The sequence below is a fragment of the Streptomyces sp. 142MFCol3.1 genome, assembly GCF_000424945.1.
Classification (GTDB): domain Bacteria; phylum Actinomycetota; class Actinomycetes; order Streptomycetales; family Streptomycetaceae; genus Streptomyces; species Streptomyces siamensis.
This window is the reverse complement of record NZ_AUKV01000005.1, coordinates 37,763-63,759: the sequence shown is the minus strand read 5'-3', so window position 1 is coordinate 63,759 and position 25,997 is coordinate 37,763. Positions and strand designations below refer to the sequence as shown.

Genomic DNA, 25,997 nt, shown 5'->3' with positions numbered 1-25,997 from the left:
CACGGTCCGAAGACATGGGGCTCTGCGGCCGACTCGCGCATCGCGCTTCGGTTGCTCCTGTCAGGCAATCGCCCACAGGACGCGCTCGGCCACCACGATCCGCAACCGCCGGGACGAATGGATCCGGCTCGGCGTCTTCACCCAGTTCCAGCGCGTCGCCCTACGACCGCATCGTAGGACCCGTCTCAGGATCCGGAGCACCGGGCCGGGTCGATCCCGAGACGACCAACCGGGCGTCACCACCTTGATGGGTGACGAATCGTCTTGCCGTGATGATCTCACCCCGTTCAACCGGTGACGCCGGGCCGGGCAGCGCCATGCGGACGGCACCCCCTCGATGACGGCGGTGACGCGATCACGCTCGGTGCCACCGCTCTTCACGTGCGTCACCATGGCCCCGGGGTCCGCCAGGGCCTAACGTTCACGCAGCCGGTGCGGGTGCGCGTGATAGACGCCGAGGATGCGCACCTCGGACGAGAAGAAGCGCAACTCCTGCAGGGCGAGGTCGACTCGGGAATCGTCGGGGTGCCCCTCGATCTCGGCATAGAATCGACTGGCGTTCAGCCCCGCGCCCATCTGGTAGCTCTCGATCTTGGTGAGGTTGACGCCACTGCTGGCGAAGCCGCCCAGCGCCTTGTACAACGCGCTGGGAATGTTCCGCACGGAGAAGAACAGACTCGTCATCGTCGGCCGATGCGAGACGGGGGTCAGTTCGGCTTCCCGGGACAGGACGACGAACCGCGTGGTGTTGTCGGGATCGTCCTCGACGCCCGACCGCAGCACATCGAGGCCGAACAGCCGCGCTGCGGCGGGCGGAGCGAGCGCCGCGTGCCGGTGGTCGCCCAGTTCCGCCACTTCACGCGCCGCCCCTGCCGTGTCGTCGCTGACCCGGGTGCGCCAGCCCCCCTCACGCAGCACCTTCCGGCACTGGCCCAGCGCGTGCACGTGGCTGCGTACACACTCCACCTGATCGAGCGACGTCCCCGGCACACCCATCAGGTCGAAGCGGATGGGCAGGAAGTACTCCGCGACGATGAACAACCCCGACTCCGGCAGCAGATGGTGCACATCGGCGACGCGTCCGGCCGCGGAGTTGTCGACCGGGATCACGGCGACGTCGGCGGAGCCGAGGGTGACCGCGTCCAGGGCCTGCTCGAAACCGGTGCAGGCCAGTTCGGCGCCTTCGGGATACAACGCCCGTGCGGCGGTGGACGAGTTGGAACCGGGTTCACCCTGATATGCGACGGTGGTCACCGTGTTGAGCCTTCCGTGTGGCGGACGTTGCTGTGGGGCGGCAGGAACTCCACCGCGAACCGCATGCACAGGAGTATCGATGCCGAGTCCTCGATCAGAGACACCACGGGGATGCCGTGCCGTCCGTACTGCCGAAAGATTCTCAGGAATCGAACCGTCGCCGGACCGGGCGGACTCCCGGGCCAGGGGACTCCCGGACCGGAAGCCCGGCCTCTCGGCCCGGTTCGACACACCACGTCGAAGCGCCGGAGCACGACGCCCCAAGTGACCGCACGGGCCGGCGGCGCGCTCCGGCATTCCGCGTCGAAGGTTCCCCAACTCGTGGGGGTCACACCGCATCGCCGCTCAGAAGCAGGCGCCGTCGTGCCCTGAACGCGACGGGCGACTCAACCGACCCGGCCCGGGTCGTTTGGGTGCGACTGCACAGGCGTGACCACCGCGGTCATCCAGGGCCACAGCGGCAGGCTGCCGAGCACCTTCTCGCGCAGCTCCGCCTCGTCGTCGGCACTCCACACCCCGACGCTGCGAAGCTCACCGACCGGACGCCACAGCCGGAACAGGTGCCCCTGGGCAGCAAGCTCCTTGGCCCGTACGGCTTCGGCGGCCCGGCGCCTGTCGACCTCCGCCGGGTCGGTCCCCTCGGGCACCGTCGTGGTCAGCTCGACCAGGAACTCTTTCATGCTCTTCCTCTCACGGATCCACTGCGCGAACGTCCCGGATCCACTGCGCGAACGAAGGATCCGCCGCCGGGCATCACCGGACGGCGGAATACTGACGTCCGGCGGAAGGGGCACCTTCGAGGCCCCTTCCACCAGGACGCCGACCAGTGCCGCGGACGTCAGGCCGCCGCGGCCTTGAGGGCGCCGGCGACCTTGATCACGCGCTCGGCCTGGATACGGGCGGCGGCACGCGCGACGTCGTCCACCGGGTTGGCGCCCTGGCCGTCGACGTGGGAGGTGCCATACGGGTTGCCGTCGACGAACTTCTGCGGGTCGGTGAAACCGGGCGTGACGGTGAGCCCGCCGAAGTGGTGGATCGAGGTGTAGAGGGAGAGCAGGGTCGCCTCCTGACCGGCGTGCGCCGTGGCGCTGGAGACGAAGCCGCTGTAGACCTTGTCGGCCAGCTTGCCCTCGGCCCACAGGCCGCCCAACGTGTCCATGAACTGCTTCAGCTGGGCGGAGACGTTGCCGAAGCGGGTCGGCGTGCCGAACAGCACGGCGTCCGCCCACTCGATGTCCTCGGGGGTGGCCTCGAGTACGTCGGCGGTGGCCGCGTGGTGGGCGGCCCAGGCGGGGTTTGAGTCGATGGCCGCCTGAGGCGCGAGCTCGGCGACCTTCAGGAGACGAACGTCGGCGCCGGCCTTGACGCCCGCGTCGTGGAGTTCCTTGGCGATCTCACTGATCGTGCCGGTGGAGGAGTAGTAGACGATGGCGAGCTTGACGGGAGTGGCCACGAGAGCGCTCCGTTCTGGGAAGTTACGGGACGGGCGACTGACTAGCCGACCGGTCGCCTAAGCTAGACGACCGGTCTAGTAACGTCAAATGCGGTCGACCCGGGAACGCGAAACGTGCCCGCCATCGGGGGGCGCGGACGTCGAACTGGTCGCCTACCAGGCGATATAGCACCTCTCTGCCTACCTACCCCCGGTGCGTCACCGCGCCCCGCGGCCGCACGGTCGCCTGTTGTTGCTACTCTACTTTAAGACGACCGGTCATTTAGTGCGTGGGCGCGCAAGCGGTCCGCCGCGCGTGCGCCGCCACGCCCGGGACCGCCCCCCTCGCACAACGAACCCCCGCAACACTCAGGAGCAGTCATGACCACCTACCGGGCCTTCGAGGCCACCGGAGTCCACAATCTGCAGTTGGTCGAGCGCGAACTGACCGCCCCCGCACCCGGGCAGGTACGCCTGCGGGTGGAGACCTGCGGCGTCTGCCACACCGATGTCCTGGCCGTGGAGGGCCTGCGCGGCGACCCCTCGCGCCCCATCGTTCCGGGACATGAGATCGTCGGTGTCATCGATGCCGTCGGCACCGGCGTCACCGCTTGGCAGCCCGGCGACCGAGTCGGCGTCGGCTTCCTCAACGGGCAGTGCTGGGAGTGCGAGCCGTGCCGCCGCGGTGACTTCGTGAACTGCCTGAACCAGCAGCAGACAGGGACCACGACCGACGGCGGATACGCGGAAGTGGCCTACGCCCGGGCCAGCGGGCTGGTGCGCGTCCCCGAGGGCATCTCGGCGATCGACGCCGCTCCGCTGCTGTGCGCCGGTCTGACCACCTTCATCGCCCTCCAGCAGGGCCCCACCAGGGCCGGCACCTTGGTGGCCGTGCAAGGCATCGGAGGCCTGGGACACCTGGCCCTCCAGTACGCGCGCAGCCTCGGCTACCGTGTCGCCGCCGTGGCCCGGGGCACGGAGAAGGAGGCGTACGCCCGGCAGTTGGGCGCCGATGAGTACATCGACAGCAGCAGCACCGACCCCGGAGCGGCCTTGAGCGCCCTCGGCGGCGCCTCCGTCATCGTCGCCACGGCGTCCAGCGGCGCCTCCATGAACCCGCTGGTCCGTGGTCTCGCGCCGAACGGCAGGCTCGTCGTGGTCGGTGCCGCGCCCGACCCGCTGACCGTCTCCACCCCCGACCTGATCTTCGGCACGCATTCCATCGTCGGCAGCCTGACCGGTTCGTCCATCGAGAACGAGGACAACCTGGCGTTCAGCCTCGCCCACGACATCCGTCCCAGCGTCGAGGTCATGCCGTTCACCCAGGCGCGGGAGGCATACGAGCGCATGCTGTCGGGCCAGGCCCGATTCCGGGTCGTGCTCGACATGACGGCCTGACACATCGGCGGTGCGGGGCGGGATCCGTCCGTCCTGCACCGCGATGCGGGCACCTCGCCCTCACAGCTGACCGGCGAGCCGCTGCAGTGTCTGTGCGGTGCGTTCCTCTCTCGCCTGGCGGTATCCCGTGCCGGCCCACAGATGGATGAGCCGGGTGTCGCCCGCCGCCGTGGCGGCCTTGCGCAGTGGCGCGGTGAGGTGGTGCACGGCCGGGTAGCCGGCCGGGGCCACGGAGTCGTAGCGGTCCGTGAAGTGGTTGCGCAGAGCACGGGCCGGTCGGCCGGTGAAGGCGCGGGTCAGGACGGTGGTGTCGAAGGCGGGGTCCGCCAGGGCCTCCCTGTGAGGCACGGACGCGCCGCTCTCGTCCGTGCGCAGAAGAAGGGTGCCGACCATCGTGGCGTCCGCGCCCGCGCGCAGGGCTGCCGTCACGTCCGCGGAGGTGGCGATTCCTCCGGCCGCGAGGATCGGGAGTGCGGTGCTGTGCCGGACGCTCGCGACCAGCTCGGGCAGCGGGACGTCGCCGAGCGGGCGGCCGGGGGTGAGCGTGGCCGAATGCCCGCCGGCCGCGGCGCCCTGCACGATCAGCCCGTCGACTCCCGCCTCCGCCGCCTGGCGGGCCTCGACCACCGATGTGACGCTCTGCAGCACGGCCGTGCCGGACCGCCGCACCGCCTTGATGACGTCGGGGGCGGGAATGCCGAAGGTGAAGGAGACCCACGGGACGGTGCTCCCGATGACCAGGTCCACCTTCTCCTCCCAGGCGTCGTCGTCCTCCACGGGAGTGCCGTCGTTCAGGTTCAGCCCGTATCGGTCGGCTTCGGGCTGCAACGCCTGCGCGTACGCGCGATGGCTCCCGGGCGACACGGGAACCGGGCTGGGGGTGAACAGGTTGACCCCGAAGGGGACGCCGTCCGCCCGGACGGCGCGCATCTGGTCGGCGAGTGCCTGTGCCGTCTTGTAGCCACCGGCCAGGAAGCCGAGACTGCCCGCACGCGCGGCCGCCGTGACCATGTCGGGAGTACTGGGTCCGCCGGCCATCGGCGCCGCCAGCACCGGCAGCTCGACCCCGATATCCGAAAACGATGAGCTCATCGCCGGCTTCTCCTCTGCTCCAGCGGGACGGGACGGACCGTCCCCGGCTCACGTGTCGCCGAAGGCGCCACGGCCGTCCGCGGCGGCGCCGAGTCGTCCCTGTGGCGCACACATGTGACGTTAGACAGCGCGAGAGGCCTTGTGAAATGCCGATTAGGCTGGGTCCATGCGCGACATGCATCGATCCACCGAGGGGTGACCGACGTCATGGATGTCGAACTGCGTCACCTACGGGCGTTCGCGGCCGTGGCACGCGCCCACTCCTTCTCCGGCGCCGCCCAGGAGTTGTTGATCACGCAGCCGGCCCTCAGTCGCACGATCGCGCAGTTGGAGGGCGCGCTGAGCGTCCGACTGCTCGACCGCACCTCACGGCAGGTCGAACTGACCGACGCCGGGGCCGAGTTCCTCGTGCACGCGGAACGTGTCCTCGCCGTCTTCGCGCAGGCCCTGGACGCCGCACGCCGCATGGTCACACTCCGGCTCGGCTTCAGCTGGCTGCTGCCGGACCCCTGGGCGCAGCAGACCGTGGACAGCTTCGAGGCGGCCACCGGCGCGTCCGTCACCCTCACCCGCACAGACGACCCCGTGCAGGCCCTGCGTCAGAGTGCCGTCGATGTCGCGGTGGTCCGTGGCGACATGCCCCTGCCCCGGCCCATAAAAGTCGTTCACCTGTACGACGAACCACGCATCGCCGTATGTGCCAGGCAGTGCGCACTCGCCGAACGCGGCCGGCTGGACTGGACCGAGGTCCAGCAGTGGCCCCTGGTCGTCAACACGGTGAGCGGGACGACCGGCCCCGGATCCTGGCCGGCGGAACAGCGCCCGAAGAGAATCGTGAAGACCGCCAACTACGACGAATGGGTGGAGACGGTGGCCGCCAACCGAGGTATAGGCATCGTTCCCGAGGTGGCGCGACGTCGCACCCGGCACCCCGCCCTCCGTTTCGTGACCCTGGCCAATGCGCCTCCGGTGGCGGTCGGCCTCGCCCATCTGTCGAACGGCCCCCGTACGCTCATTCGCCGCTTCCTCGAAGCCGGTGTCGCGGCGGCACACACCGGTACGACGGCCACACACGAGTGACCGGCACCGATGCCCCCACGGCATGGATGCCTCACCGAAGGCATTTCCCCGGCTCCGCACGGATCATGACTTGAACGTGTCCGCAGTGACGGAACGCTCAGCGAGGGTGGCAATGACGAACAGAGAGCTGTCCCGGCAGGACTGCGCCGTCACCGTGCTCGGCGGCCCCACTGCCGTGATCGACATGGGCGGCCTGCGCCTCGTCAGCGATCCGACGTTCGACGACCCCGGTCCGCACGGGTACCTGACCAAGACAGCAGGGCCGGCCGTCGACGAGAACGCCCTGGGCTCCGTAGACGTGGTGCTCGTCAGCCATGACCAGCACCCGGACAACCTCGACGAGCGTGGGCGGGCGTTCGCCGTAGCGGCCCCTCTGGTCCTGGCGGGCCCGCTCTCCGCTGCGCGGCTCGGCGAACGGACCGTCGGTCTGGCCCCCTGGACAGCCACCACGTCCCACGCCCGGACGGCCGCGGCGTGCTCACCGTCGTCGCGGTCCCGGCGGTGCACGGACCCGAGGACGGAGAGCGCGACGCCGACGGCAACGTCAACTGCGAGGTCACCGGGTTCGTCCTGTCCGGCCAGCGGCTTCCCACGCTCTACATCAGCGGCGACAACGCCTCCATCCATACGGTGACGGAGGTCTCCCGCCGCGTCCCGGACATCAGTGCCGCGCTGCTCCACGCCGGAGCGGCCCGTGTGCCGGCATAGTTCGGCGGACGGCCGCTGTCCATGGACAGCCGTCGCACCGCCGCGGCGGCAGCCGTCCTGGATGCGGACGTCGTGGTGCCCGCCCACTACGACGGCTGGACCCACTTCTCCGAAGGGCTCATCGATCTGCAGCTCGCCTTTCACGAAGCCGGACTGTCGTCGCTCCTGCACAGCGCCCCACATGGTTCCTGGGCGGCTCTGCGCCCCTGAAGCGGAACTCGAGAAGACCGCCGTGGCACATTCCGCCACTCCCCTCATTGACGAGGAAACCAACACAGAGTCTACTTGACTCGACAATTAGAATGAGGCCTGTGCCGAGATTTTCCGAGAGGGCGACCACGCGCCGGCCCCCACTGCCGCCCTTTCTCCACCGCGTCGAGACACATCGGCGCGCGCCGGTCGCGCGGCATCCGAAGGCCGGCCCGTCCTGACGCCCGCTCGCGCCATCGGGGCGCTCCGACGAGCCGTGGCTGCCGCAGTCTCCGACGGACGGTGACCACACCGGTCAAGACCTCACGCGCGCCTGTTCGTTCGCTCCACGGAGCCGCCCTTCCCGATCGTGGCCATGGCGGTCCGACCGGCCGGTGCGGCGTGTGAGTGGAGTGTGTGCGAGTGGTGCGATGCGACCGCCCAGACGGCCAACGTATGAACCGGCGGCCTCCACCGAATGGACGACCACCGGCCGCGTCGTCGGGACCTTCGTACAACCCACACGGCTTCCGCACGATGCTTGCACAGTCAAGTTCCTTATGATCTACTTCACGGGCCAGAGTGAAGCACGGGGGCGTCACACAAACCCGAGGTCACGGCTACCAACGCCGGTCCCATGGACCTGCGCAGCCGGCCCCGGTCACCCCCCTTCACCACCTCCCAGTCATCCGGCCTTGGCATGACGGGTTGCAGGCACGACCGGTGGCTCCAGCCGATCCTGTGAGATCCGGTCATGCCGAACCCGACAACGGCCGTGGGGGGCCCACACGTCTCTTCCGCCGTCGCCACGAGCCAGAACGGCCGGTCGGGACAACGGGCGAGGACGGAAACCCTGTGGGCGGGTCGACCACCTCGCGGAACTCTCCTCTCCACACAAGGCGCCTCTTCCGCGTCACGTGTGTCGCCGAACCACACCCTTGAGGCACCGACGGCCTCGGCGGGGTGCGTTCGTGCGCCTCAACCACCGAGTTAGGACGAACAATCACATGACAGGCACGACCAGGCGGTCCCTTTTGGGCATGGCGGGCTTCACCACAGCCGCCGTCGCCGTGGCCGGCACCGGAATCCTCAAGGCGAACGGAGTCGAGGACGACAAGGTGCTCACCGCCGGCGTCATCGACGGCGTGAGCAAGCCGGCGTTCTCGACACTGACTCCCTTCAAGGATCCGCTGCGCATACCTCCGACCCTGCGCCCTGCGGGCAAGGGCGTCACCGAGATCGATCTCGTCGAGGCAACGCTGCGCCTGCACTCCCAGATGCCCGCCACCCGCCTGTGGACGTACGAGGGACACTTCCCCGGCCCGACCATCGAGGCACGCCGGGGTCACAAGTTCCGGGTCGCATGGAGCAACAAGCTGACGGGCACCACCCCCGTCAAGGCGGTCTGGGTCCATCCCGAAGGCCCTGGACCGGGCCTGCTGCCCTACAACCGTCCAGGATCCGAGGGCTCGTTCCCGCGGGCGGAGGTCGACCAGCTCACCGCCTGGACGACGGTGCACCTGCACGGCGGACACCAGAACGCCCTCAATGATGGTGCGGCGGAGTACGGAGTCGGTCCCGGCAGCGCGCAGTTGGCCGAGTACGCGAACGACCAGGCGGCCACGCACCTCTTCTACCACGACCACGCCATGGCGGTCACCGCACTCAACGTGACGGCCGGCCTGATCGGCAACTACCTCGTCCGCGACAAGGAGGAGTCCCGGCTCGACCTGCCACGCGGTGACTACGAGATTCCCCTGACCATCCAGGACGCCAACTTCGACACCGACGCCCAGGGGCGCCTGAACGGGCAGATCCTCTACAAGAGGATCATCGGCGGACACGACGCTCCCGAGCCCGGCACCCTGCCACCGGCGCTGGCCACCCTCAGCCCGTTCACCATGGTCAACGGTGTGGTCTGGCCGTTCCTCGACGTGGAGGCGCGGGCATACCGCTTCCGCGTGGTGAACGTTTCGGACGCCCGTATGTACCGGCTTGCCGTGGTCGACGAGGAGACCGGCAAGGCCGTGCCGGGCGCGATGAAGCTGATCGGCACCGACCTGGGTCTGCTGGGCAAGCCGCACACCCTCGACGAGGCTGTGACGCTCTCCCCCGCGGAACGTGCCGACATCGTGATCGACTTCGCCGCCTTCCCCGGCAAGCGGCTGAAGCTCGTCAACTCCATCCCGGGCCAGCAGCCCGGAGCGGCTCTTCCCGACTTCGCGATCCCCTTCCCCGAAGTCATGCAGTTCCGCGTCGGCAAGAAGCGACACCCTCGCCAGTCCGTTCCGACAACGTTGTCAAACTCCTTCCGCAACCTCAAGGCCGAGGACGTCCCCTCGGACGCCACCGAGCGCTTCGTCCTGCTGACCTTCGACAAGACCGGAGCGATGCCTCAACTCTGGGAGATGCAGGAGGTGTCGGGGGACACGAAGGCCGAGGACGGTGTCGTGCAGATCGAGATGTCGGGCAAGACCCGAACCCTGCGCCGTACCGGTGCCACGTTCGAGGACACGACCACCTTCTTCGCCGCGTCCGGCACATGGGAGAAGTGGCACTTCATCAGCGTCGGACCGCCGGAGGTGCCGATCTACCATCCGATGCACATCCACCTCATGAACTTCCAGGTGATCGACCGCCGTTCCGTGGACGGGTCGGGGATGGACCCCGCCGCGGGACGGACGACGAAGCCGATCACGCTCGGCGGGACGGTGCCCGTCGCCCCCGAGGAGTCCGGCTGGAAGGACACCATCACCGTGAACGCCAACACCATCGTCACGGTCGCCGGGCGTCTCGCGAAGCAGACAGGCAAGGTCATGTACCACTGCCACATCCTGTCCCACGAGGACGAGGGGATGATGCGACCCTTCGTGATCATGCCCGCGGCCGTCCACGAGATCCACGCCATGTCGATGGACATGAACGGATCCATGGGCATGCGGCACGAGAAGGGCAGTCACTCCGGCATGAAGATGTGACGCCGGTCCGGCACTGCCGCGTGGGCGGCGTGCATCGCGGCTGAGCCCCGCACCCGCGGCCACGGTCGCGGCTGAGCCCCGCACCCGCGGCCACGGTCGCGGGTGCGGGGCCGACAAGTTCGTCCCCGCACTCGTCCGCGGACCGGTGCCGGGCCGCACCGACATCGTCGGTCTCCGTCTTCCGCACGTCGGGCACCGCGGCGCCGCAGCACACCCCGGCACGGTCGACCGACTCCCGCGCGGCAGCGCGCCGAAGAGGTCTGCGCTCGGTGCCCATCCCGTTCGGCCGGGCAGGTGCTGTCGGGTCCCGGCGAGCGAGGCACCGGCGGGCCCGCCACCGGCCGTCCGTGGTGCCCGACCGCCGCGGCCCCTTTCAGGCGCCACGGGCCTACATTCAGCACTAGCTCAGGCGCCACGGGCCTATATCCAGCACTTGATGTAGCACATCGCACCGGACCAGGGCTGGGGCGTCTCCGTGGCAGCGGATCCGGGACGGCCCACCGCCCTCAAGAACGGCTGGTTGCAGAGGAGTCAGAGCAGCAAGTGCGGCATCAACAGCATCGGCCGGATGGAGAAGGACGGCAAGGTCTCCCGCCTGGCCGTCCTGCTGAACGGCAGCAGCGCCCAGGAGATCGGCATCGACCTCGTGGAAAAGGCGGCGCGCTCCGCGGCCGGGGCCCGCGCCGGCACACCTGCCGCAAAAGCCACCGTCTTGATCGGCGCTCGGCCCGAGGCGGACGGCCCTCTCCGTCCGAGCAGCGCGGGCCGGCGACCAGAGGAGGCCATCTGCGGATTCCGTCAGCCGGTGGGCCTCGGGGCGTCGGCGAGGCGGTTGAGCAGCTCGAGAAGAAGCAGCTTCTCCCCTGGGCTGAGGGGCAGCTCCCCCGCTTCGGCCAGTACGGCACGCAGGCCCATGGCCGCGGTGGCCGGACCGGTGTCCTTCGTGGTGGGCGGGGAATCTGCCGCGGGGGGCACGGTGATGGCGTCGAAGACGACGTCGCGCGTCACCAAGGCGGTGTCCGGGTCGCGGGCCTCCGGGGGTGTGCTGTTCATCGTGGAGACGACGCCCACGCCCGCGGCGTGCATGATGGCCGTGGCCCGCTCGACGCTCATGCGCAGCCGGCCGGCCGCGGCGACGCGGGTCATCATGCGCTGCAGTTCCGCGACTGCCTTGCGGCCGGCGCGCGACAGGTGACCGGAGCGTGCCTGCCCGAAAACCAGGACGTAGTAAGCCGGTTGCGTCAGCCCGAACTCGATGTGCAGGTCCCAGGCGAGGCGCAGGTCCGCAACCGGGTCATCACTCTGCGGAATTCGGCTCTTGGCCTGGAGATACGTTTCGAAGCCGTGCTCGCCCACCGCCTCGAGCAAGCCGTCCTTGTCCCCGAAGAGCCGGAAGATCGTCGGCGGGAACACACCGGCACGCGTCGCCACGGCGCGGGTGGACATGGCGTCCAGCCCTGCCTGTTCCAGCACATCGGCAGCGGCAAGAACGATCTTGCGATGAAGCGTCTCCGCCGTCTGGCCGTCCACCACGTCAGCAGTCATGAATCAACGGTATCAAAACCGGCGAATCATCGATTCGAACCAATGTTACGCTCAAACCGCTTCCACCGATTCGGACAGGGATGGAATCGCCATGTCATCACAGCCCGTGTACGACTACATACTCGTAGGCGCCGGAACTGCGGGGTGCGTGCTCGCCGCCCGGCTGTCGCAGGACGAGAACGTCCGCGTCCTCCTCCTGGAGGCCGGTTCGTCCACGCTCCCCGACGCCGTCGCCCGGCCGCCGGCGTGGCCCTCGCTGGCTGCCTCGGAGGCCGGCTGGGGTGACGTGACCGTGGCGCAGCGCGCCTCCGGCGCCCCGGTGGCGCTTCCGCGAGGCAAGGGCCTGGGCGGCTCCACCGCGATCAACGCCATGGTGTTCGCTCGCGGCCACCACACCAGCTACGACAGCTGGAGCGAGCACGGGGCCAAAGACTGGGCGTACGACGACCTGTTGCCCTACTTCCAGCGCAGCGAGACCGCCGTCTGCGGCGGCGTCGGCCGCGGAACGAACGGACCGCTGTTCGTCGGCCCGGCCGCCGACCCGAACGAGGTCCTGCTCGCCTGCCTCGACGCGGCGGTCGAATCCGGGCATCGCCGGGCCTTCGACATCAGCGGCGGCCTCGAAGAGGGCTTCGCCCCGGTGGACCTCAACATCGTCGGCGGACACCGCCAGAGCGCCGCCGACGCCTATCTCACCCCGGTACGCAACCGCCCCAACCTGCACGTCGTCACCGACGCGGTCGTGCACCGTCTGCTCTTCGACGGCACTCGCTGCACCGGCGTGGAGTACGGCACGCGGGGCCGCGTCCGCACCGCGACGACGGCCGGCGAAGTGGTGCTCACCGCCGGGACGATCGGATCGGCGCAGCTGTTGCTGCGCTCCGGCATCGGCCCCGAGAAGGACCTCCGACAGGCGCAGGTCGACGTCCTCCACACGCTTCCCGGCGTCGGGCAGAACCTGCACGACCACCCTCGGGCCAACCTCGTCTTCCGCGCACAACGCCCGGTGCCCATGGCGCGCAACAACCACGGCGAGATCCTGGGCCTGCTGCGCAGCACACCGGAGGCGGCCGGACCGGACCTGCAGATCATCTTCATCGACATACCGGTTCCCAACCCCATAGCCCCCGTGTCGAACGGCTTCACCATCGGTGTCTCCCCCATGCGCCCGGCCAGCCGTGGCACACTCCGCATCACCTCGGCCGACCCCTACGCATCACCCGTGATCGACCCCAACTACTTCTGCGCGGAGGAGGACGTGCGGACCGTGCTGTCCGGCATCACGACGGCGCGCAGGATCGCCGGGTCCTCCGCCCTCGCCGAATGGGGGATCGAGGAGGTCAGCCCTGGACTCGACGCCGTGGACGCGGAGTCGATCAGCGACTACGCCCGCAGGCACTTCGGGTCCTACTGCCACCCGGTGGGCACCTGCATGATGGGAGAGGACGAGATGTCCGTCGTCGACTCGGCGCTGCGCGTCCGCGGACTCGACGGCCTGCGCGTCGCCGACGCCTCCGTCATCCCCTCCATCCCGTCCAACAACACGAACGCCACCGTGTACGCGATCGCCGAGCGAGCAGCCGATCTCCTGCGCAACGCCTGACAGCGCGCACCGGGGGCGAACCGGACTCGTTTCCCGAAGCGTGGGCGGCGTCGAGGCGAGACCGGGTCCGTTCGTCACTCGGCGCCGCCGCGGGGAGAATGGGATGCGATCCCCCACCCGAGTGAGGTGGTGACGATGCCCGTATGGCATCTGCGCGACTATCACGACGACGACCTCGATCAGGCCATCCAGATCTGGGACCAGAGCCGCCGGACCGACGAGGACCGGGTGTTTCCGGTCTCGGAGGTCATGGCGGCCGCCAAGGCGGGTCAGACGGCGGTGGTCGCGGTGGTCGGCGACGAACTGGTGGGCATGGCCGTTGCGCAGGCCTACGGCAAGCGTGGGTGGATACTTCTGGTGGCACTGGCCTCGCGCTGGCGCGAACGCGGCATCGGCAGTGCCCTGCTCGCCGAGCTGGAACGACGTCTGCGGGCGATGGGCGTGCGCCACATCAGTGCGCTGCTGCCCGCCCACGCCGCTGGGACAAGGGCCCTGGAGAACTGCGGATACCAGTCCCGCGACGGCCTCACCTACTACGAGAAACTCGAACCGCCCGGCACCGTCGATGCCGGTGTCCTCGATGCGCTGGGCGGCCGCATGCTGCCCGAGGGACTGTGGGGCACCATGGCCGGCATGGAGCGGGAGAAGCAGGTCGTCGAACGACGTGTGGTGCTCCCGCTGACCGAACCGGCACTGGCAGACCGTTACGGTGTCGTCCCGCCCAAGGCGATCATCCTGTTCGGGCCGCCCGGCACCGGAAAGACCAGCTTCGCCAAGGCGGTGGCTTCACGGCTGGGCTGGCCGTTCGTCGAACTGTTCCCTTCCCGGCTCGCCGCCGACACAAGCGAAGGACTCGCCGCGGCACTGCGCGAGGCGTTCGCGGACCTGGCGGAACTGGACTCGGTGGTGCTCTTCATCGACGAGGTGGAGGAGATCGCCGGCGTGCGGTCGGGCAAGGCGGTCGATCCCGGTCACGGCGTCACCAACGAACTGCTCAAACTCATCCCCGTCTTCCGCGAGCAGGACGCGCGGTTGCTGGCCTGCGCCACCAACTCCGTGCGGTCACTGGACGCGGCGTTCCTGCGGCCCGGCCGGTTCGACTACGTCATCCCGATCGGCCCACCGGACCAGGCCGCGCGTGAGGCGATCTGGGGCCGCTATCTGATGGCCTCGTCCGATGACGTCGACCTCGGCCAACTGGTCGAAGCCAGTGAGATGTTCACGCCGGCCGACATCGAGTTCGCTTCCCGCAAGGGAGCTCAGGCGGCGTTCGAGCGTGAGGTCACACATCGCCAGGGCCGGCCGGCCACGACCGAGGACTACATGACCGCCATCGCCGACACACGGCCGACACTCACGGCACAGGCGATCCAGGAGTTCACCGAAGACATCGAGAAGTACAGCCGGCTGTGAGCGTCAGCTCCCCGCGGCCACCGCCGTGGCGCGGGATGCCTCGACCCGGGAGAAGCGCGGTTCCGGATCGACGACGTTGTCGGCACGCAGCAGTCTGACGTCCGATCGGTAGTCCATCGACGTCAGCCGCGGCATTCGGTCGCCCTGCCTGGGCAGTTGGTCGACCGCGCGCTGGACGTAACCGGCGGCGAAGTCGAGGAACGGCCCGCGTCTTCACCCATCGCAACACCCTGCTCCGGCGCCTTGCCCGCGCCGACCAGTTGCTGCCACGTCCGCTCGCCGGGCACACCCTCGAAGTGGCGGCCGCTCTCGAAGTCCTCCAGTGGCGCGGACGTGACGCGCGCAACCAGTCCTGAGCGTCGGGCTGAGCCGCTGCTCTTCCGCAACAGCTCGCCACATCCGTGGAACCGCGGCGCGACCTGTATTACACTTAGGAGCACATGCTCCTATATGCCCATCAGCAAGGGGCGACACCCCAGCCCGGGCACCCCGGTTCGCGGCCTCGGGCGGTCGGTCCGACTCCACGCCCCGGTGCGCAGGGCCACACCCGGTCACCCCGAAGGCCTCTTGAGGACTTACTCACACCGTCGGGCGCGAGGCTTCACGCATCACATCGACTCCTCCTTCCCGTCGGGCGATTTGGAGGCGAACCCCAATTCGTCACCCGTTTGACAGGTGACGAAAATGTATGAAAACGTCGAACCATCTACTTGGACAAGGGCTGTATCGCGAGTCGATCGAAGTCGGCCCGATCCATCGGAGCCGGTAGCCCTTTCCGTCGCTATCGCATCTATTCACCGCCGAACGGAGCCACATGATGCAGAACATCTTCAAGACCAAGAAGGGGCGCTACCTGAGCGCGGCCGCCGGTGTCGCCACGGCAATCGCCGGCGGCATCACTCTCGCGCCCTGGGCCTCGGCGGACACGCCGACCTCCATCAGCGCTCCCGCGGCGAAGCACCGGGCCGAAATCTTCGAGCTGGTCGGCAAGCAGACCGCAAGCGCAGAAATTGATCTGGGCCAGAAGGGCGCCAGCCTCGGTGACCAGAACGTCGTCCACGAAGACCTCTATCGCGACGGCAAGAAGGTCGGCGATCACAGCGCGATCTGCACCGTCACCCACGTCAACCCGACGGCCCTCCAGTGCCTGGGCACCTTCTCCCTGCCTGAGGGGCAATTCGCCGGACAGGCGCTGCTGCACCTGCCCGCCCCGTCCTACGTCGACGTCGGCATTACCGGTGGATCGGGCAAGTACAGCAAGGCGTCGGGCTACATTCGCACCATTCCCGCCGGAGCCACCGAGAGGCATTTCACCGTTCACATGAACGGTTGATTGCGGAAGAGCCAGCAACGGAAGCCGGGTCTCCGGGAGCCGATCCGGCTGTAACAGCCACCTGGGGCCACCGACCTGCAGCCGGCCTGCCGTCCCCCGATGCCACGGGGGTGAACTGGCGGGCCGGCAAGCGGGGACGGGTGTTTTCGGTGAAGGCAGTCAGCCTCGAAGGCGCGGTTCTCGCCTATTGGCCAGTCCGGTCCATCACCCTTTGAACAGGTGATGAAAAACGTTATGAGGCTCGCCTCCGAGACGTCAGCCCGCACCACGCAGCGCCGGCTGCCGTCGACGACTTCCCATGTCCGGCAGGTACGACTGAGCGGGCGCACGTCCCGGACCAGATCGGACGAGCAGAGGTGCCGAAGCGTGGAACTGAGCTCCGCGGCACCGGAGACCGTTGATCGGGGGGACGACGCCGGCCCGACATGGCCGACAGCTTCGGCGCGGCGGTCAGTGCCCCGGTCACCGACAGGCGGCGCCCCGGGGCGTGGCGCCGGTGAGGATCGACTCCGAGGCCGTCGCAAAGCGACCTTCCCCGCCCCGCCCGGCGCGAGGCGTCACACGTGCGCGAGCTTGTCCGGATTGAGAACCCTGCGATAGGCGGCGATCAGGCCGTCCTTGATCTCCACCGTGTCCACGGAGACGACCCGCCCGTCGCGACGCAGCAGGAGCGCTGGTTCCCCTCCGACCTCGACCACCTCAATGCTGTCCGAGCGCCACCGACGTCCCACCCGTACCATCACCATCGCGATGCGCGCGCCGCCATGGATGGACTTGCGCGCCGCGGCGAGCTTGCCGCCACCGTCACTGACAAAGACGGCATCGGGGTGCAGAAGGCGTACCAGTCCGGCCATGTCCCCCTCTTCGTACGCACTGCGAAACGTGGTGACCAGCCGCTCGCGCTCCGCCCGGGAAGCATGTGGCGTGGACTGCCTTGCCGCGGCCACCTTCCGCCGTGCTCGTGAGGCGAGTTGGCGGGCGGCCGCCGCAGAGGCGCCCAGCACGTCGGCGATCTGGCTGAACTCGAGACCGAAGACATCGTGGAGGATGAACGCCACACGCTCCGACGGCTTCAGCTCCTCCATCACGAGCAGCATCGCCGACCCGACGGATTCGTCGACCAGCACCGGCTCCGAAGCGTCCGGCCCCGTCAGCAACGGCGCCGGCAACCACGGCCCGACATAGGTTTCCCTGCGGACACGGGCCGACTTGAGGATGTCGTACGACCGTCGCGCGGCCACCGTCAGCAGCCAGGCCCGGAGGTCACGGACGTCGCACAGCTCCGCTGTGGCCGCCCGCAGCCATACGTCCTGGACCACGTCCTCGGCGTCGGCCACGCTACCGAGCAAGCGGTACGCCGCTCCGAAGACGGCGGGCCGCAGGTTTTCCCACTCGTTCTCGAGCACCCCAGGCGGCCTGGGCATACGCATCACATCCATTGACGCTGCCTCCTTCGCTCCCGCCGATGCTCGGGTGAGCCCTCATACACCGGGAGTGCAAATCGAGATATTTTTTATCCAGAATTTTGTGAACAAAAATGCCCGCGGCTCGCGCCCATCGGCGAGCCGCGCGAACCCATCGCGCCGCACACGGCACTCGGCGCGGCGCGACAATTCGTGGGTGGCGATCCCGGCACCCGCGGGCGAGAGGCCTGCCGCTCGGGCCCGGAGAAGTCTCCAGGTTCGACGTCCTGCATCCTACCAAATTAGGAGCGCATGCTCGTAATGGAAGGACGGCACGGGCCGGAACTCGGCCCCCCGACTCCCGCTGATCGACGGTGGCCGCCGCAGTCTCCGCTCTGGCCCGACCAGCGAGATCGCGATCTGCCCCTGGACCGCCACCGGCCCAAACGCCGCAGGTCAGGGCTGTCACACCCGGGTAGGCCATCTCGTCTACCTGACGCGAGTCGAACCCCGCCGACGGGCCCGCGACCGGGCCTTCGAAACAGCGTGTGCGTGCCCCGGGTCTTTACGGAGCAACGGCGCATGTCGGCGGGTCGGCCAGGCCTGTGCGGCCGCGGATCTCCACCGCCCGGCACTGGCCGGAGCACCGCGTGACACACGCTTTCCGATGGGAGATATGCCGATGAATTCCTTTGCCATACATGCCGGTTCGATGTTCGACGGCTTCAGTCTGTCGGGCCCCGCCACTGTGTACGTCTCGGGGGACCGCATTGTGCGCGTGGACCGCACCGGGGCGCTGCCCGCCTACGGCAGCGAGGTCATCGACCTCGGCCGCTCGGCCTGTCTGCTGCCAGGCCTCATCGACACCCACGTCCACCTTGCCTTCGACGCCGGCCCGGACCCCGTGACGTCCTTGGTCTCTGCCTCCGTCAGCGAGTTGCTGGTGCACATGCGGGCTGCAGCCCGGTCCGCTCTGCTGGCCGGGGTCACCACCGTGCGCGACCTCGGTGACCCCGGCTACCTCTCCTTGACCCTCGTGGAAGAGATGGTCGGGCACCCGGAGCTGGGCCCGGAAATTCTGGCTGCCGGACCTCCGCTGACCACGCCGGGCGGCCACTGCCACTTCTTCGGCGGTGAGGTCGAGGGCGCCGAAGCGCTTCGTGCGGCCGTGCGCGAGCACCACGCCCGCGGCTGTGCCGTCATCAAGATCATGGCCAGCGGCGGCCATATGACACCCGATTCGGTGGCACCGCACGCGTCGCAGTACGGCTTGGCGGACCTGCGTGTAGTCGTGGACGAAGCACACCGCCTCGGGCTGCCGGTGGCTGCCCATGCTCACGGTATTCAGGCCATCAGCGACGCCGTCGAAGCGGGCGTCGACAGCTTGGAACACGTCTCCTTCCTCTCCGCTGACGGCATCGCTCCCGACCACGACCTCATCGACACCATCGTGAGGAAGGGAACCTTCGTCAGCCTGACACTGGGCCAGGACCCCAGCGCGGCGGTGCAGATACCCGAAGCCGTGGCGGAGTTCGTCGATGCCCTCCTGGACATCTACAGCAGCCTGCACAAACACGGTGCCAACGTCGTCATCGGCTCGGACGCCGGTATCGGGCCCGCGAAGCCTCACAACGTTCTCCCCCACGGCGTGGCCGACCTGACCCGGCTGGGCGTTGCGCCGCTGGACGCGCTCATTTCCATGACCAGCTCGGCGGCCCGCCTGTGTCGTGTGGAGGGCCGCAAGGGCCGGATCGCCGCCGGTGCCGACGCCGACATTCTGGTCGTCACCGGTAACCCCGCGGAAGATCCTGCCGCCATTCTTGACGTACAGGCAGTCTTCCGCGCCGGAATCCGCGTGCGGTGAGCCGGCGTCGGTGTCGCCCGCGCCCAGGTCGAAATGAACCGGTCCTTTTGTGACCCGCAACCCGACCCGGCGGTCGGCACGGACTTCGTCTCCGGTCTGTGGACTTTCGGCGGCCACGGCGACCCGGTCGAGCGCACCGGCATGGCCGTGCACCTCTCTGCCGCCGACACTTCGCGCGGCCAGGCCCTTGGACGTGTGGGGGCCGTAACGGGCACCTCCATCGGTGACGGACAGCCAGCCGGTGAGGGTTCGCATGCCGAGTCCGATGCACTGCGGTTGGAAGGCGTGGGCAAGGAAACCGGCCCTTCGCCCGCCCGGCGGCAGCCACGTACAAAACCCTTCTGACAGTGTCGAACGGCCTGCTGGCCAAGCACGGGCTGCGGCGCGCCCGTCGCGACGGCACCGCCGAACGCCTGCAGCAACTCGCCGCTCGCGGCACAGTGAACTGACTCCGTCTCCACCCGGAGTACCCGGACCCGCCCGGACCCTCGTGACCTGGTCACGGCTCGACGCGGCGGGAACGGGCGGATCGGGGCAGGTCCGACGGCTTCGGTGCCGTTGGTTCCCGCTCCGAGCCGCCCGCCTCGGAGTCCATCTGCCGAAGGTGCGGCAGCGTGCCCGGTCAAGGTCCGTTGGACTTTGACCCACACTAAGTGGATGTTTACTATCCAGATATGCGGACCAGTAAGGGTGTCGAATGGGCAGTGCACACGTTGCTCAACCTGGCATGGCTGGGCAACGGGGAGCCGGTTTCGACTGCACAGCTGGCCGCTGGTCATGAATTGTCGGCGTCCTATCTGAACAAGCAGTTGCAACACCTGGTCAAGGCCGGGCTGCTCGAGTCGGTGCCGGGCGCGCGGGGCGGCTTCCGGCTGGCCTTGCCGCTCGAGGCGGTGTCCATGCTGGACGTGGTGCTCGCCATCGAGGGAGACGAGCCCTTGTTCCGCTGTGCCGAGATCCGCCGGTGCGGCACTATCGGGGAGCAGGTACCGGAGAGCGGCTTCAGCCGGCCGTGCGCGGTGAACAACGCCATGGCGCTCGCTGAGACGGCCTGGCGGAGGGCGCTGGCCGAGCAGTGTCTCGCCGATGTGCAGGCACAGGCTGCGGCACACACACCGGCCCTGGCGTCGTACGTGAAGCGAGGCTTGGGGCACGACTGATCTTCAACGAAGCCGCGCTCGCCTCGCCGGCCGACGTCGGGATCCTCACCGACGGCGTCCCGGACTTCGCCACTTTCGAGGAGCCGACCGCCGTGCACACCACCCGCCGGTCCTGGCCGGTGCCGCGCCCATGAGTCGTTCACCGTCATGTCGCCCGTCCCCGCTTGCTGTGCTCACGTCCTCCTACCCCTCGATCCGCCGACGGGTTCGCTTGCGCCGGGACGACGAGGCGGCCAACAGAGGTGTGACAGCTCAGGGCTGTGAGATTTCCGCAGGTCACGGCCTGAAAATGTGGGCGCCGATCGTTTGACCCCAAGAAACTGGATAACTAATATCCAGAAACATCTGAACGGGTAAGGGTGCCGAGCGGCAGGATCCGCGCGACACGGGCGGGCCTCGCCGGGCGACGGCGAGCCTGTGACCACACCCCCTACCTGGTATGGGGCGACCACCGGCGTCCCGTACGAGCACCACCCGTTCCCGGCCCCACCCAAGCGCGAGGCCGGGAGCGCCAGGCCGCCCACCACGGTTCCCACGCGTTCTCTGTCTGACCGCACCCGGCCAGTCGCGCAGGCTGCTGCCGGACCGCGACAGCCGCCGCCCACTTCCGTCACCGAACGCACCTACAGCTGAAGTTCCGTACCAGGCCCACGCCTTGGCGCTCGGACTCCATCACGTAAGGAAGACCCTCATGACCTTGCCTCCCATTGAGACGCCCGCCCACGACGGCCCCGGCGCGCGCCCGGCGTCGCACCGTCCCTCGCGCGGCCTCTCGCGTCGCGTCTTCGTCGGCGGTGCTGCTGCCGCCACCGCCGTCGCCACCGGTCTGTCACTGGCAGCGACACCGGCCACCGCGTCCACCTCCAGGCGGATGCCGGAAGGCTTCGGTTCAGTCTCCACCGCTCCGGGACTGCCGCCGGGGTTCCGGAAGACGTTCACCAGCCGGTTCGTCCAGGCTGGTGGCCTGCGCCAGCACGTCGTCATCGGAGGTGACGGCCCGCCGCTGCTGCTGGTGCACGGCTGGCCGCAGAACTGGTACGCGTGGCGCATGCTGATGCCTGCGCTGGCCCGGCACTACACGGTCATCGCCGTCGACCAGCGCGGTATCGGCCTGACCGAGAAGCCCAAGTCCGGGTACGACACCCGAACCCTCGCCAACGACCTGGTCGCGCTGATGGACGCGCTCGGCCACCAGCGTTTCTCAGTGGTCGGCCACGACACCGGAATGATCATCAGCTACGCACTGGCCGCGGACCATCCGCACCGGGTCGAGTCCCTGACCGTCGCCGAGGTCCCCGGCCCCCCGCGAGAGAAAACTTCGCCGATCCTGTTCGAGAAGGAGCCGATCAACAACAGGCTCTGGCACATCCCCTTCAACCGGGTCAACCACGAGCTGACCGAGAAGCTCGTCATGGGTCGAGAAGAGCTCTTCTTCGGTTACGAGTTCGACATTCAGGGCGGGAAGAGGCTGCCCGACCACGCGCGCGAATACTACTTCCGGCTCTTCTCCGGCCGCGAAGCCCTGCGCGGCAGCTTCGGCTTCTACCGCGCCTGGGACGCCACGGTTGACCAGAACGACGTGCGCGCGGACAAACCGCTGGCGACGCCCGTCCTGGCGATCGGCGGATCGGAGAGCTGGGGCGCCTTGGTCGGGCAGGCCATGAAGGACCTCGCCAGCGACGTGCGCAGCGTGGTCATCCCCGGCGCCGGCCACTGGGTGGCGGAACAGGCTCCCCAGGAGATGCTGGCGGCGCTGACCGGGTTCCTGGCACCGCACCGCGCGGCCGCATCGCCGCGCTGAGCCTCGAGGGAGACGAGCCGTCGCGGGCCCATGTGACAGACCAGAGGTCCGACATGCTTCTGCGGATCCCGCAGATCCCTGCCCGCGACGCCGGTCGCCTGCTGGGTGGCCCGTTGAGCCCGGTGCACGCCCGCGGGGACAGGCCGCCACGGCCGGAACACCGGGTCAGTACGGAGACGGTTCAGCTCATTCGTCGATCGCCGTGCCGAAGCGCGCGTCGGTGCCGGGCGCGGCCAGGGAAGCGCCGCTGTACGACCACGATCCGTGCGTCACGATGTCGGTGGCCGCTGCGGGGAGGAGCCAGACCACCCCGTCGGCGGTGTTCTCGCCGGGCGCCGCGGCCAGCAGTTCGCAGCGGCCGTCGCCGTTCGTGTCCACGAACCTGACCTGCCCGCCGAAGCGGTCGCCCTTCTCCACCGTGCCAGGTACGCCCGCGGAGTTCTGGTGGAAGGATGCCGCACCGGTCGCGGTCAGTCCGCGGGCCGACCCCCGGAGCAGCACCACAGCGCCTGCGTCCCGCACGGTGCCGACGTCCTCGCCGGGTGTACCGACGGCCAGGTCGGCGTAGCCGTCACCGTCGACGTCGGCCAGGGACACATCGGAGCCGAATCCGTCGCGAGTTCGGCGGTGCCCGGCACACCGGCGGTGTACTGGGTCCACACCTGCGCAGGCGTGCCGAGTTCGTCGACGTCCTCGAACCCTCTGGCGCTTCCCAGGTACACGAGGACGGTTCCTCCGGTGAGCGGCTCGTAGACGTCCTCGAGGCGGTCGGGCCTGCCGGACACGAGGTCGTCGTACCCGTCGTGGTTGATGTCCCCGGAGGCGGCGGCCGGACCGCCAGGCAGGTCACGCGTGTAGGTCAAGCCCGTGGCCCCGCCGGTGTACACGGCCGAGCGTCCCGTCCCGTCCTCCTCCAGGCTGCGGCCGGACACGACCAGTTCGGCGTAACCGTCGTCGTCGTAGTCGCCCGTGGTCAGCGACGCCGGCTGGATCTTGTCGCCTCCCGGGGCGCCGGTGGTGTCGAGGCGGCCCGTCTCCTTCAGAGTTCCGGCGCCACGGGTGAACAGGGTCGCGCCCTGCCGGTCGGCGACGGCGAGCACGTCGCCGGGCGTGGCTCCGGTGAGCCGTGCCGCTGCGACGGCCAGCCCGAACGCGGCGCCCGCCTGAGGTACGGCTGCTCCGAAGGTGACACTCCGGGTCGCGCTGAGTCCGTTCCGGGAGCCGAACAGGGCGGTCACCCGGCCCGCGTCCTTCACCGTGCCGACGTCCTCGCCCGGAGCGGCGACGATCGCGTCGTCGTAGCCGTCGGCGTCGAGGTCGCCGGTCGCCACTGCGGTGCCGAAGCCGTCGCCGGCCTCCGCGGTGCCTGGGACGCCAGGGGTGTTCTGGCCGAAGACGGCGGTACGCGCCTCGCGTGTGCCGGTGGCGGTCCCCGCGCCGCGCGCGGACCCGTACTGGACGGTGACGTAGCCGGCGTTCTCGCGGGTGCCCTCGGTGCCGGTGGGCGCCCCGATCAGGACGTCGTCGTAGCCGTCGCCGTCGAAGTCGCTGTTGCGGTCGACAGCGTGCGTGCCGCCGGGTGTTCCCGCGACTGCGCCGGGGGCCGCGGCGATGGCCGTGCCGGTCAGTATCAGGAAGGAAGCGGCGGCGACGACCGCGGAGTGCCTCTGCGTCATGGTGCGTCTTGCCTGAGGTCGCTCATGTGTTGCCTGCGACGGGTTGGACCTGCGAGAGCAGGCAACAGGCGTAACCACCCCCGGGTCAGGTACCGTTCGAGCCTTGCGTCGAGCAACGCAGCGGCACCCGCGCTGACATCTGCCGCGGCGCCGCACGACCATGGCGCGCGGCGGTCTCCTGGAGCACGGGAGCCGGGGGCGCGGCGTGGGGCAGAATCTGCCCTGTGACGATCAGCGCGCGCGAACTCAACCGAGCGACCCTCAGCCGCCAACTGCTGCTCGAACGTGAGCCGCTGACCGTCGGCGACGGTGTACGGCGCGTCGTCGCGCTCCAGGCGCAGCACCCTGCCTCGCCCTACCTCGCACTGTGGAACCGGCTCAGCAGATTCGCTGCCGCCGACCTCGATGCCGCCTTCACCGGGCGTTCGGTGGTCAAATCGACCCTGATGCGCATCACTCTGCATGCCGTGCACGCCGATGACTACCCGGCCTTCCGCGCTGCGATGCAGGCCCACCCTGTACGCCTCCCGGCTCGGCTCCCGCTTCGCCGCCGCGGGGCTGACCCCGGCGGACGCCGACGAGTTGGTGCCGGAGCTGCTGGCTTTTGCCGACAGGCCGCGCACCTCGGCCGAGATGCAGGCGTGGGTCGAGAAGCGGCTCGGTGCAGAGAAGAAGGAGGGGGCGTGGTGGGGGATGAAGGCGTACGCACCGATGCATCATGCCCCGACGGATGCGCTGTGGTCGTTCGGTCACCGGCCGTCCTTCGTCGCGGCGGGCAGGGGACCCGCCCTCACCGGACGGGCGATGCCGGCGCACGCGCTGGAGACCCTGATCCTGCGCTACCTGGAGGGGTTCGGGCCCGCGTCGGTGGCCGACGTCGCGCAGTTCGCCATGGTCCAACGGGCGGCCGTCCGCGAGGCGCTGCGGACCTTGGACGAAGCCGTCGAGCAACTCCAAGGGCCGGACGGCGGCACGCTGTTCGACCTTCCGGATGCCTCCAGGCCGCCCGCCGAGACCCCCGCCCCGCCCCGGCTCATGGCGATGTGGGACAGCGTTCTGCTGGCCTACGCCGACCGCAGCCGGGTGATACCCCCTGCGTACCGCTCCCTGGTGATCCGCCGAAACGGCGACGTACTGCCCACTCTGCTGGTGGATGGCCAAGTCGCTGGTGTGTGGCGCCCGTTGGGCGGCGGCATCGAGGCCTCCGCCTTCCGTCCCCTGTCCCCCGCCGTCTGGGACGGGCTCGCCGCGGAGGCCGAGTCCTTGACGAAATTCCTCGGCGAACGCGAAACGGCGGTCTACAGCCGCTACCACCACTGGTGGTCGAAACTCCCCGAGGCCGAGACGCGACTGCTGTGAACGACGGCCTGCGCGCGGACGTCGGCGGCACACGCTCCGCGAGCAGCGAACGGGTCGGCCCGCGGTGAAGCCCGCGCCGCCGGAGCCGCTCCCATCCACGGTGGTGACCGACTGCGCCCCCACCTCGACCGCGACGGCATCGGCCGCGACTCCTGACCCGAGTGATCACGCAGGCCGGGCACCTGAGGTCAGGCCGGTCTGCTCCAGGTGAGTTCGGCCGTGCGCTCCGCGCCCCACAGTCGCGTGGGCGTGGCGAGGCCCAGTCGGAGGAGGGGTCCGTCGAACGTCACCGTGCGCGCCTGGGTCCGTCCGATCCAGTTCGGGAAGAGGCTGGTGGTGACGTGGTGCTCCACGGTGCCGGGGCCGGTGACTTCGAACGGTCCGCCGTAGGCGACGTATCCGATCGCCGCCCGGGCCAGTTCATCCGTCGCCGCGTCCTCGAGACGTGCCGACTCCAGGGGTGGGCGGTCGCCGCGGCCCAGTTGGGCGGACATGTATCCCTCAGGTGTGTAGAGGATCAGACCGTACGGGGTGGGTCCCAGGGGCTGTACGACGTCGCCGTCGGCGCTCGTGGCGGTGTAGGACACGAGTTGCCATGCGCCGAGCAGTTTCCTGCGCACCTCTTCCCGTGCCTCGCGTTCGTTCTCCTCGCCGGCCTGGTCCTCGATGGTCATGACAGGGTTCCTTTCGTTGCACATGAGTGGCCGGG

The 25,997-nt window shown here is 69.3% G+C and carries 16 protein-coding genes and 5 pseudogenes; 13 read left to right on the top strand and 8 right to left on the bottom strand.

What is annotated here, in order from left to right; translation table 11 throughout:
• Positions 1–43: 43 nt before the first annotated feature.
• Positions 44–178 (top strand): annotated as a pseudogene (locus H305_RS52215) (IS5/IS1182 family transposase); the annotation flags it as partial.
• Between the two features lie 236 nt (positions 179–414).
• On the opposite strand, the gene H305_RS0108465 reads toward H305_RS52215, so the two are convergent.
• The 3 genes from H305_RS0108465 to wrbA all read right to left on the bottom strand — a co-directional run bounded on the left by H305_RS0108465 (position 415) and on the right by wrbA (position 2,707).
• Complete coding sequence (locus H305_RS0108465) at positions 415–1,254, bottom strand: prephenate dehydratase (RefSeq protein ID WP_028800014.1); 840 nt, start codon at positions 1,252–1,254, stop codon at positions 415–417.
• A gap of 386 nt (positions 1,255–1,640) precedes the next feature.
• Entirely contained in the window at positions 1,641–1,934 is a 294-nt protein-coding gene (locus H305_RS0108455; RefSeq protein ID WP_028800013.1) for a muconolactone Delta-isomerase family protein, read from the bottom strand.
• 158 nt (positions 1,935–2,092) lie between these two features.
• Complete coding sequence (wrbA, locus tag H305_RS0108450; protein ID WP_028800012.1) at positions 2,093–2,707, bottom strand: NAD(P)H:quinone oxidoreductase; 615 nt, start codon at positions 2,705–2,707, stop codon at positions 2,093–2,095.
• A gap of 360 nt (positions 2,708–3,067) precedes the next feature.
• Between wrbA and H305_RS0108445 the strand changes: the two genes are divergently transcribed.
• Positions 3,068–4,084 carry an alcohol dehydrogenase catalytic domain-containing protein gene (locus tag H305_RS0108445; protein WP_028800011.1) on the top strand — a complete coding sequence of 339 codons (1,017 nt, stop codon included), beginning with the start codon at positions 3,068–3,070 and terminating at the stop codon, positions 4,082–4,084.
• Positions 4,085–4,144: 60 nt separating this feature from the next.
• Here H305_RS0108445 and H305_RS0108440 read toward each other — a convergent pair whose 3' ends face one another.
• Positions 4,145–5,176 (bottom strand): NAD(P)H-dependent flavin oxidoreductase, encoded by a 1,032-nt coding sequence (locus tag H305_RS0108440; protein WP_028800010.1) that lies wholly within the window; start codon positions 5,174–5,176, stop codon positions 4,145–4,147.
• A 207-nt stretch (positions 5,177–5,383) separates the two neighbouring features.
• Between H305_RS0108440 and H305_RS0108435 the strand changes: the two genes are divergently transcribed.
• From H305_RS0108435 to H305_RS0108415, 3 genes and pseudogenes are all read left to right on the top strand, one after another.
• Positions 5,384–6,256: a LysR family transcriptional regulator gene (locus H305_RS0108435; RefSeq protein WP_028800009.1), complete on the top strand. Its 873-nt coding sequence runs from the start codon at positions 5,384–5,386 to the stop codon at positions 6,254–6,256.
• A gap of 112 nt (positions 6,257–6,368) precedes the next feature.
• Positions 6,369–7,174, top strand: a pseudogene (locus tag H305_RS44990) (MBL fold metallo-hydrolase).
• A 986-nt stretch (positions 7,175–8,160) separates the two neighbouring features.
• A complete protein-coding gene (locus H305_RS0108415; protein ID WP_234020658.1) occupies positions 8,161–10,131 on the top strand; it encodes a multicopper oxidase family protein in 1,971 nt (656 codons plus the stop codon).
• A gap of 798 nt (positions 10,132–10,929) precedes the next feature.
• Here H305_RS0108415 and H305_RS0108405 read toward each other — a convergent pair.
• Complete coding sequence (locus H305_RS0108405; protein ID WP_037763017.1) at positions 10,930–11,676, bottom strand: TetR/AcrR family transcriptional regulator; 747 nt, start codon at positions 11,674–11,676, stop codon at positions 10,930–10,932.
• 91 nt (positions 11,677–11,767) lie between these two features.
• On the opposite strand from H305_RS0108405, the gene H305_RS0108400 reads away from it, so the two are divergent.
• The 3 genes from H305_RS0108400 to H305_RS49290 all read left to right on the top strand — a co-directional run bounded on the left by H305_RS0108400 (position 11,768) and on the right by H305_RS49290 (position 16,025).
• The gene (locus tag H305_RS0108400; RefSeq protein WP_028800004.1) at positions 11,768–13,279 is read left to right on the top strand and encodes a GMC family oxidoreductase; all 1,512 of its coding nucleotides are present in this window, start codon (positions 11,768–11,770) and stop codon (positions 13,277–13,279) included.
• 135 nt (positions 13,280–13,414) lie between these two features.
• The gene (locus H305_RS0108395; protein ID WP_028800003.1) at positions 13,415–14,692 is read left to right on the top strand and encodes a GNAT family N-acetyltransferase; all 1,278 of its coding nucleotides are present in this window, start codon (positions 13,415–13,417) and stop codon (positions 14,690–14,692) included.
• An 814-nt stretch (positions 14,693–15,506) separates the two neighbouring features.
• Entirely contained in the window at positions 15,507–16,025 is a 519-nt protein-coding gene (locus H305_RS49290; protein ID WP_051370450.1) for an allene oxide cyclase barrel-like domain-containing protein, read from the top strand.
• Positions 16,026–16,582: 557 nt separating this feature from the next.
• Here the strand turns inward: H305_RS49290 and sigJ are convergent.
• The gene (gene sigJ, locus H305_RS0108380; protein WP_107439982.1) at positions 16,583–17,464 is read right to left on the bottom strand and encodes an RNA polymerase sigma factor SigJ; all 882 of its coding nucleotides are present in this window, start codon (positions 17,462–17,464) and stop codon (positions 16,583–16,585) included.
• Between the two features lie 640 nt (positions 17,465–18,104).
• Here sigJ and H305_RS0108375 point away from each other — a divergent pair.
• The 4 genes and pseudogenes from H305_RS0108375 to H305_RS0108360 all read left to right on the top strand — a co-directional run bounded on the left by H305_RS0108375 (position 18,105) and on the right by H305_RS0108360 (position 22,253).
• Positions 18,105–19,292, top strand: a complete 1,188-nt coding sequence (locus tag H305_RS0108375; RefSeq protein ID WP_199791361.1) for a metal-dependent hydrolase family protein — start codon at positions 18,105–18,107, stop codon at positions 19,290–19,292.
• Between the two features lie 36 nt (positions 19,293–19,328).
• Positions 19,329–19,466: pseudogene (locus tag H305_RS54545) on the top strand (homogentisate 1,2-dioxygenase); the annotation flags it as partial.
• A gap of 500 nt (positions 19,467–19,966) precedes the next feature.
• Positions 19,967–20,452 carry an RrF2 family transcriptional regulator gene (locus tag H305_RS0108365; RefSeq protein WP_028800000.1) on the top strand — a complete coding sequence of 162 codons (486 nt, stop codon included), beginning with the start codon at positions 19,967–19,969 and terminating at the stop codon, positions 20,450–20,452.
• A 691-nt stretch (positions 20,453–21,143) separates the two neighbouring features.
• Positions 21,144–22,253, top strand: a complete 1,110-nt coding sequence (locus H305_RS0108360; RefSeq protein WP_078628931.1) for an alpha/beta fold hydrolase — start codon at positions 21,144–21,146, stop codon at positions 22,251–22,253.
• Between the two features lie 186 nt (positions 22,254–22,439).
• Here the strand turns inward: H305_RS0108360 and H305_RS44980 are convergent.
• Positions 22,440–23,929, bottom strand: a pseudogene (locus tag H305_RS44980) (FG-GAP repeat protein).
• Positions 23,930–24,153: 224 nt separating this feature from the next.
• On the opposite strand from H305_RS44980, the pseudogene H305_RS44975 reads away from it, so the two are divergent.
• Positions 24,154–25,288 (top strand): annotated as a pseudogene (locus H305_RS44975) (winged helix DNA-binding domain-containing protein).
• A gap of 188 nt (positions 25,289–25,476) precedes the next feature.
• On the opposite strand, the gene H305_RS0108345 reads toward H305_RS44975, so the two are convergent.
• On the bottom strand, positions 25,477–25,962 hold the full coding sequence (locus tag H305_RS0108345) for a lipocalin-like domain-containing protein (protein ID WP_051370448.1): 486 nt from the start codon (positions 25,960–25,962) through the stop codon (positions 25,477–25,479).
• Positions 25,963–25,997: the final 35 nt, after the last annotated feature.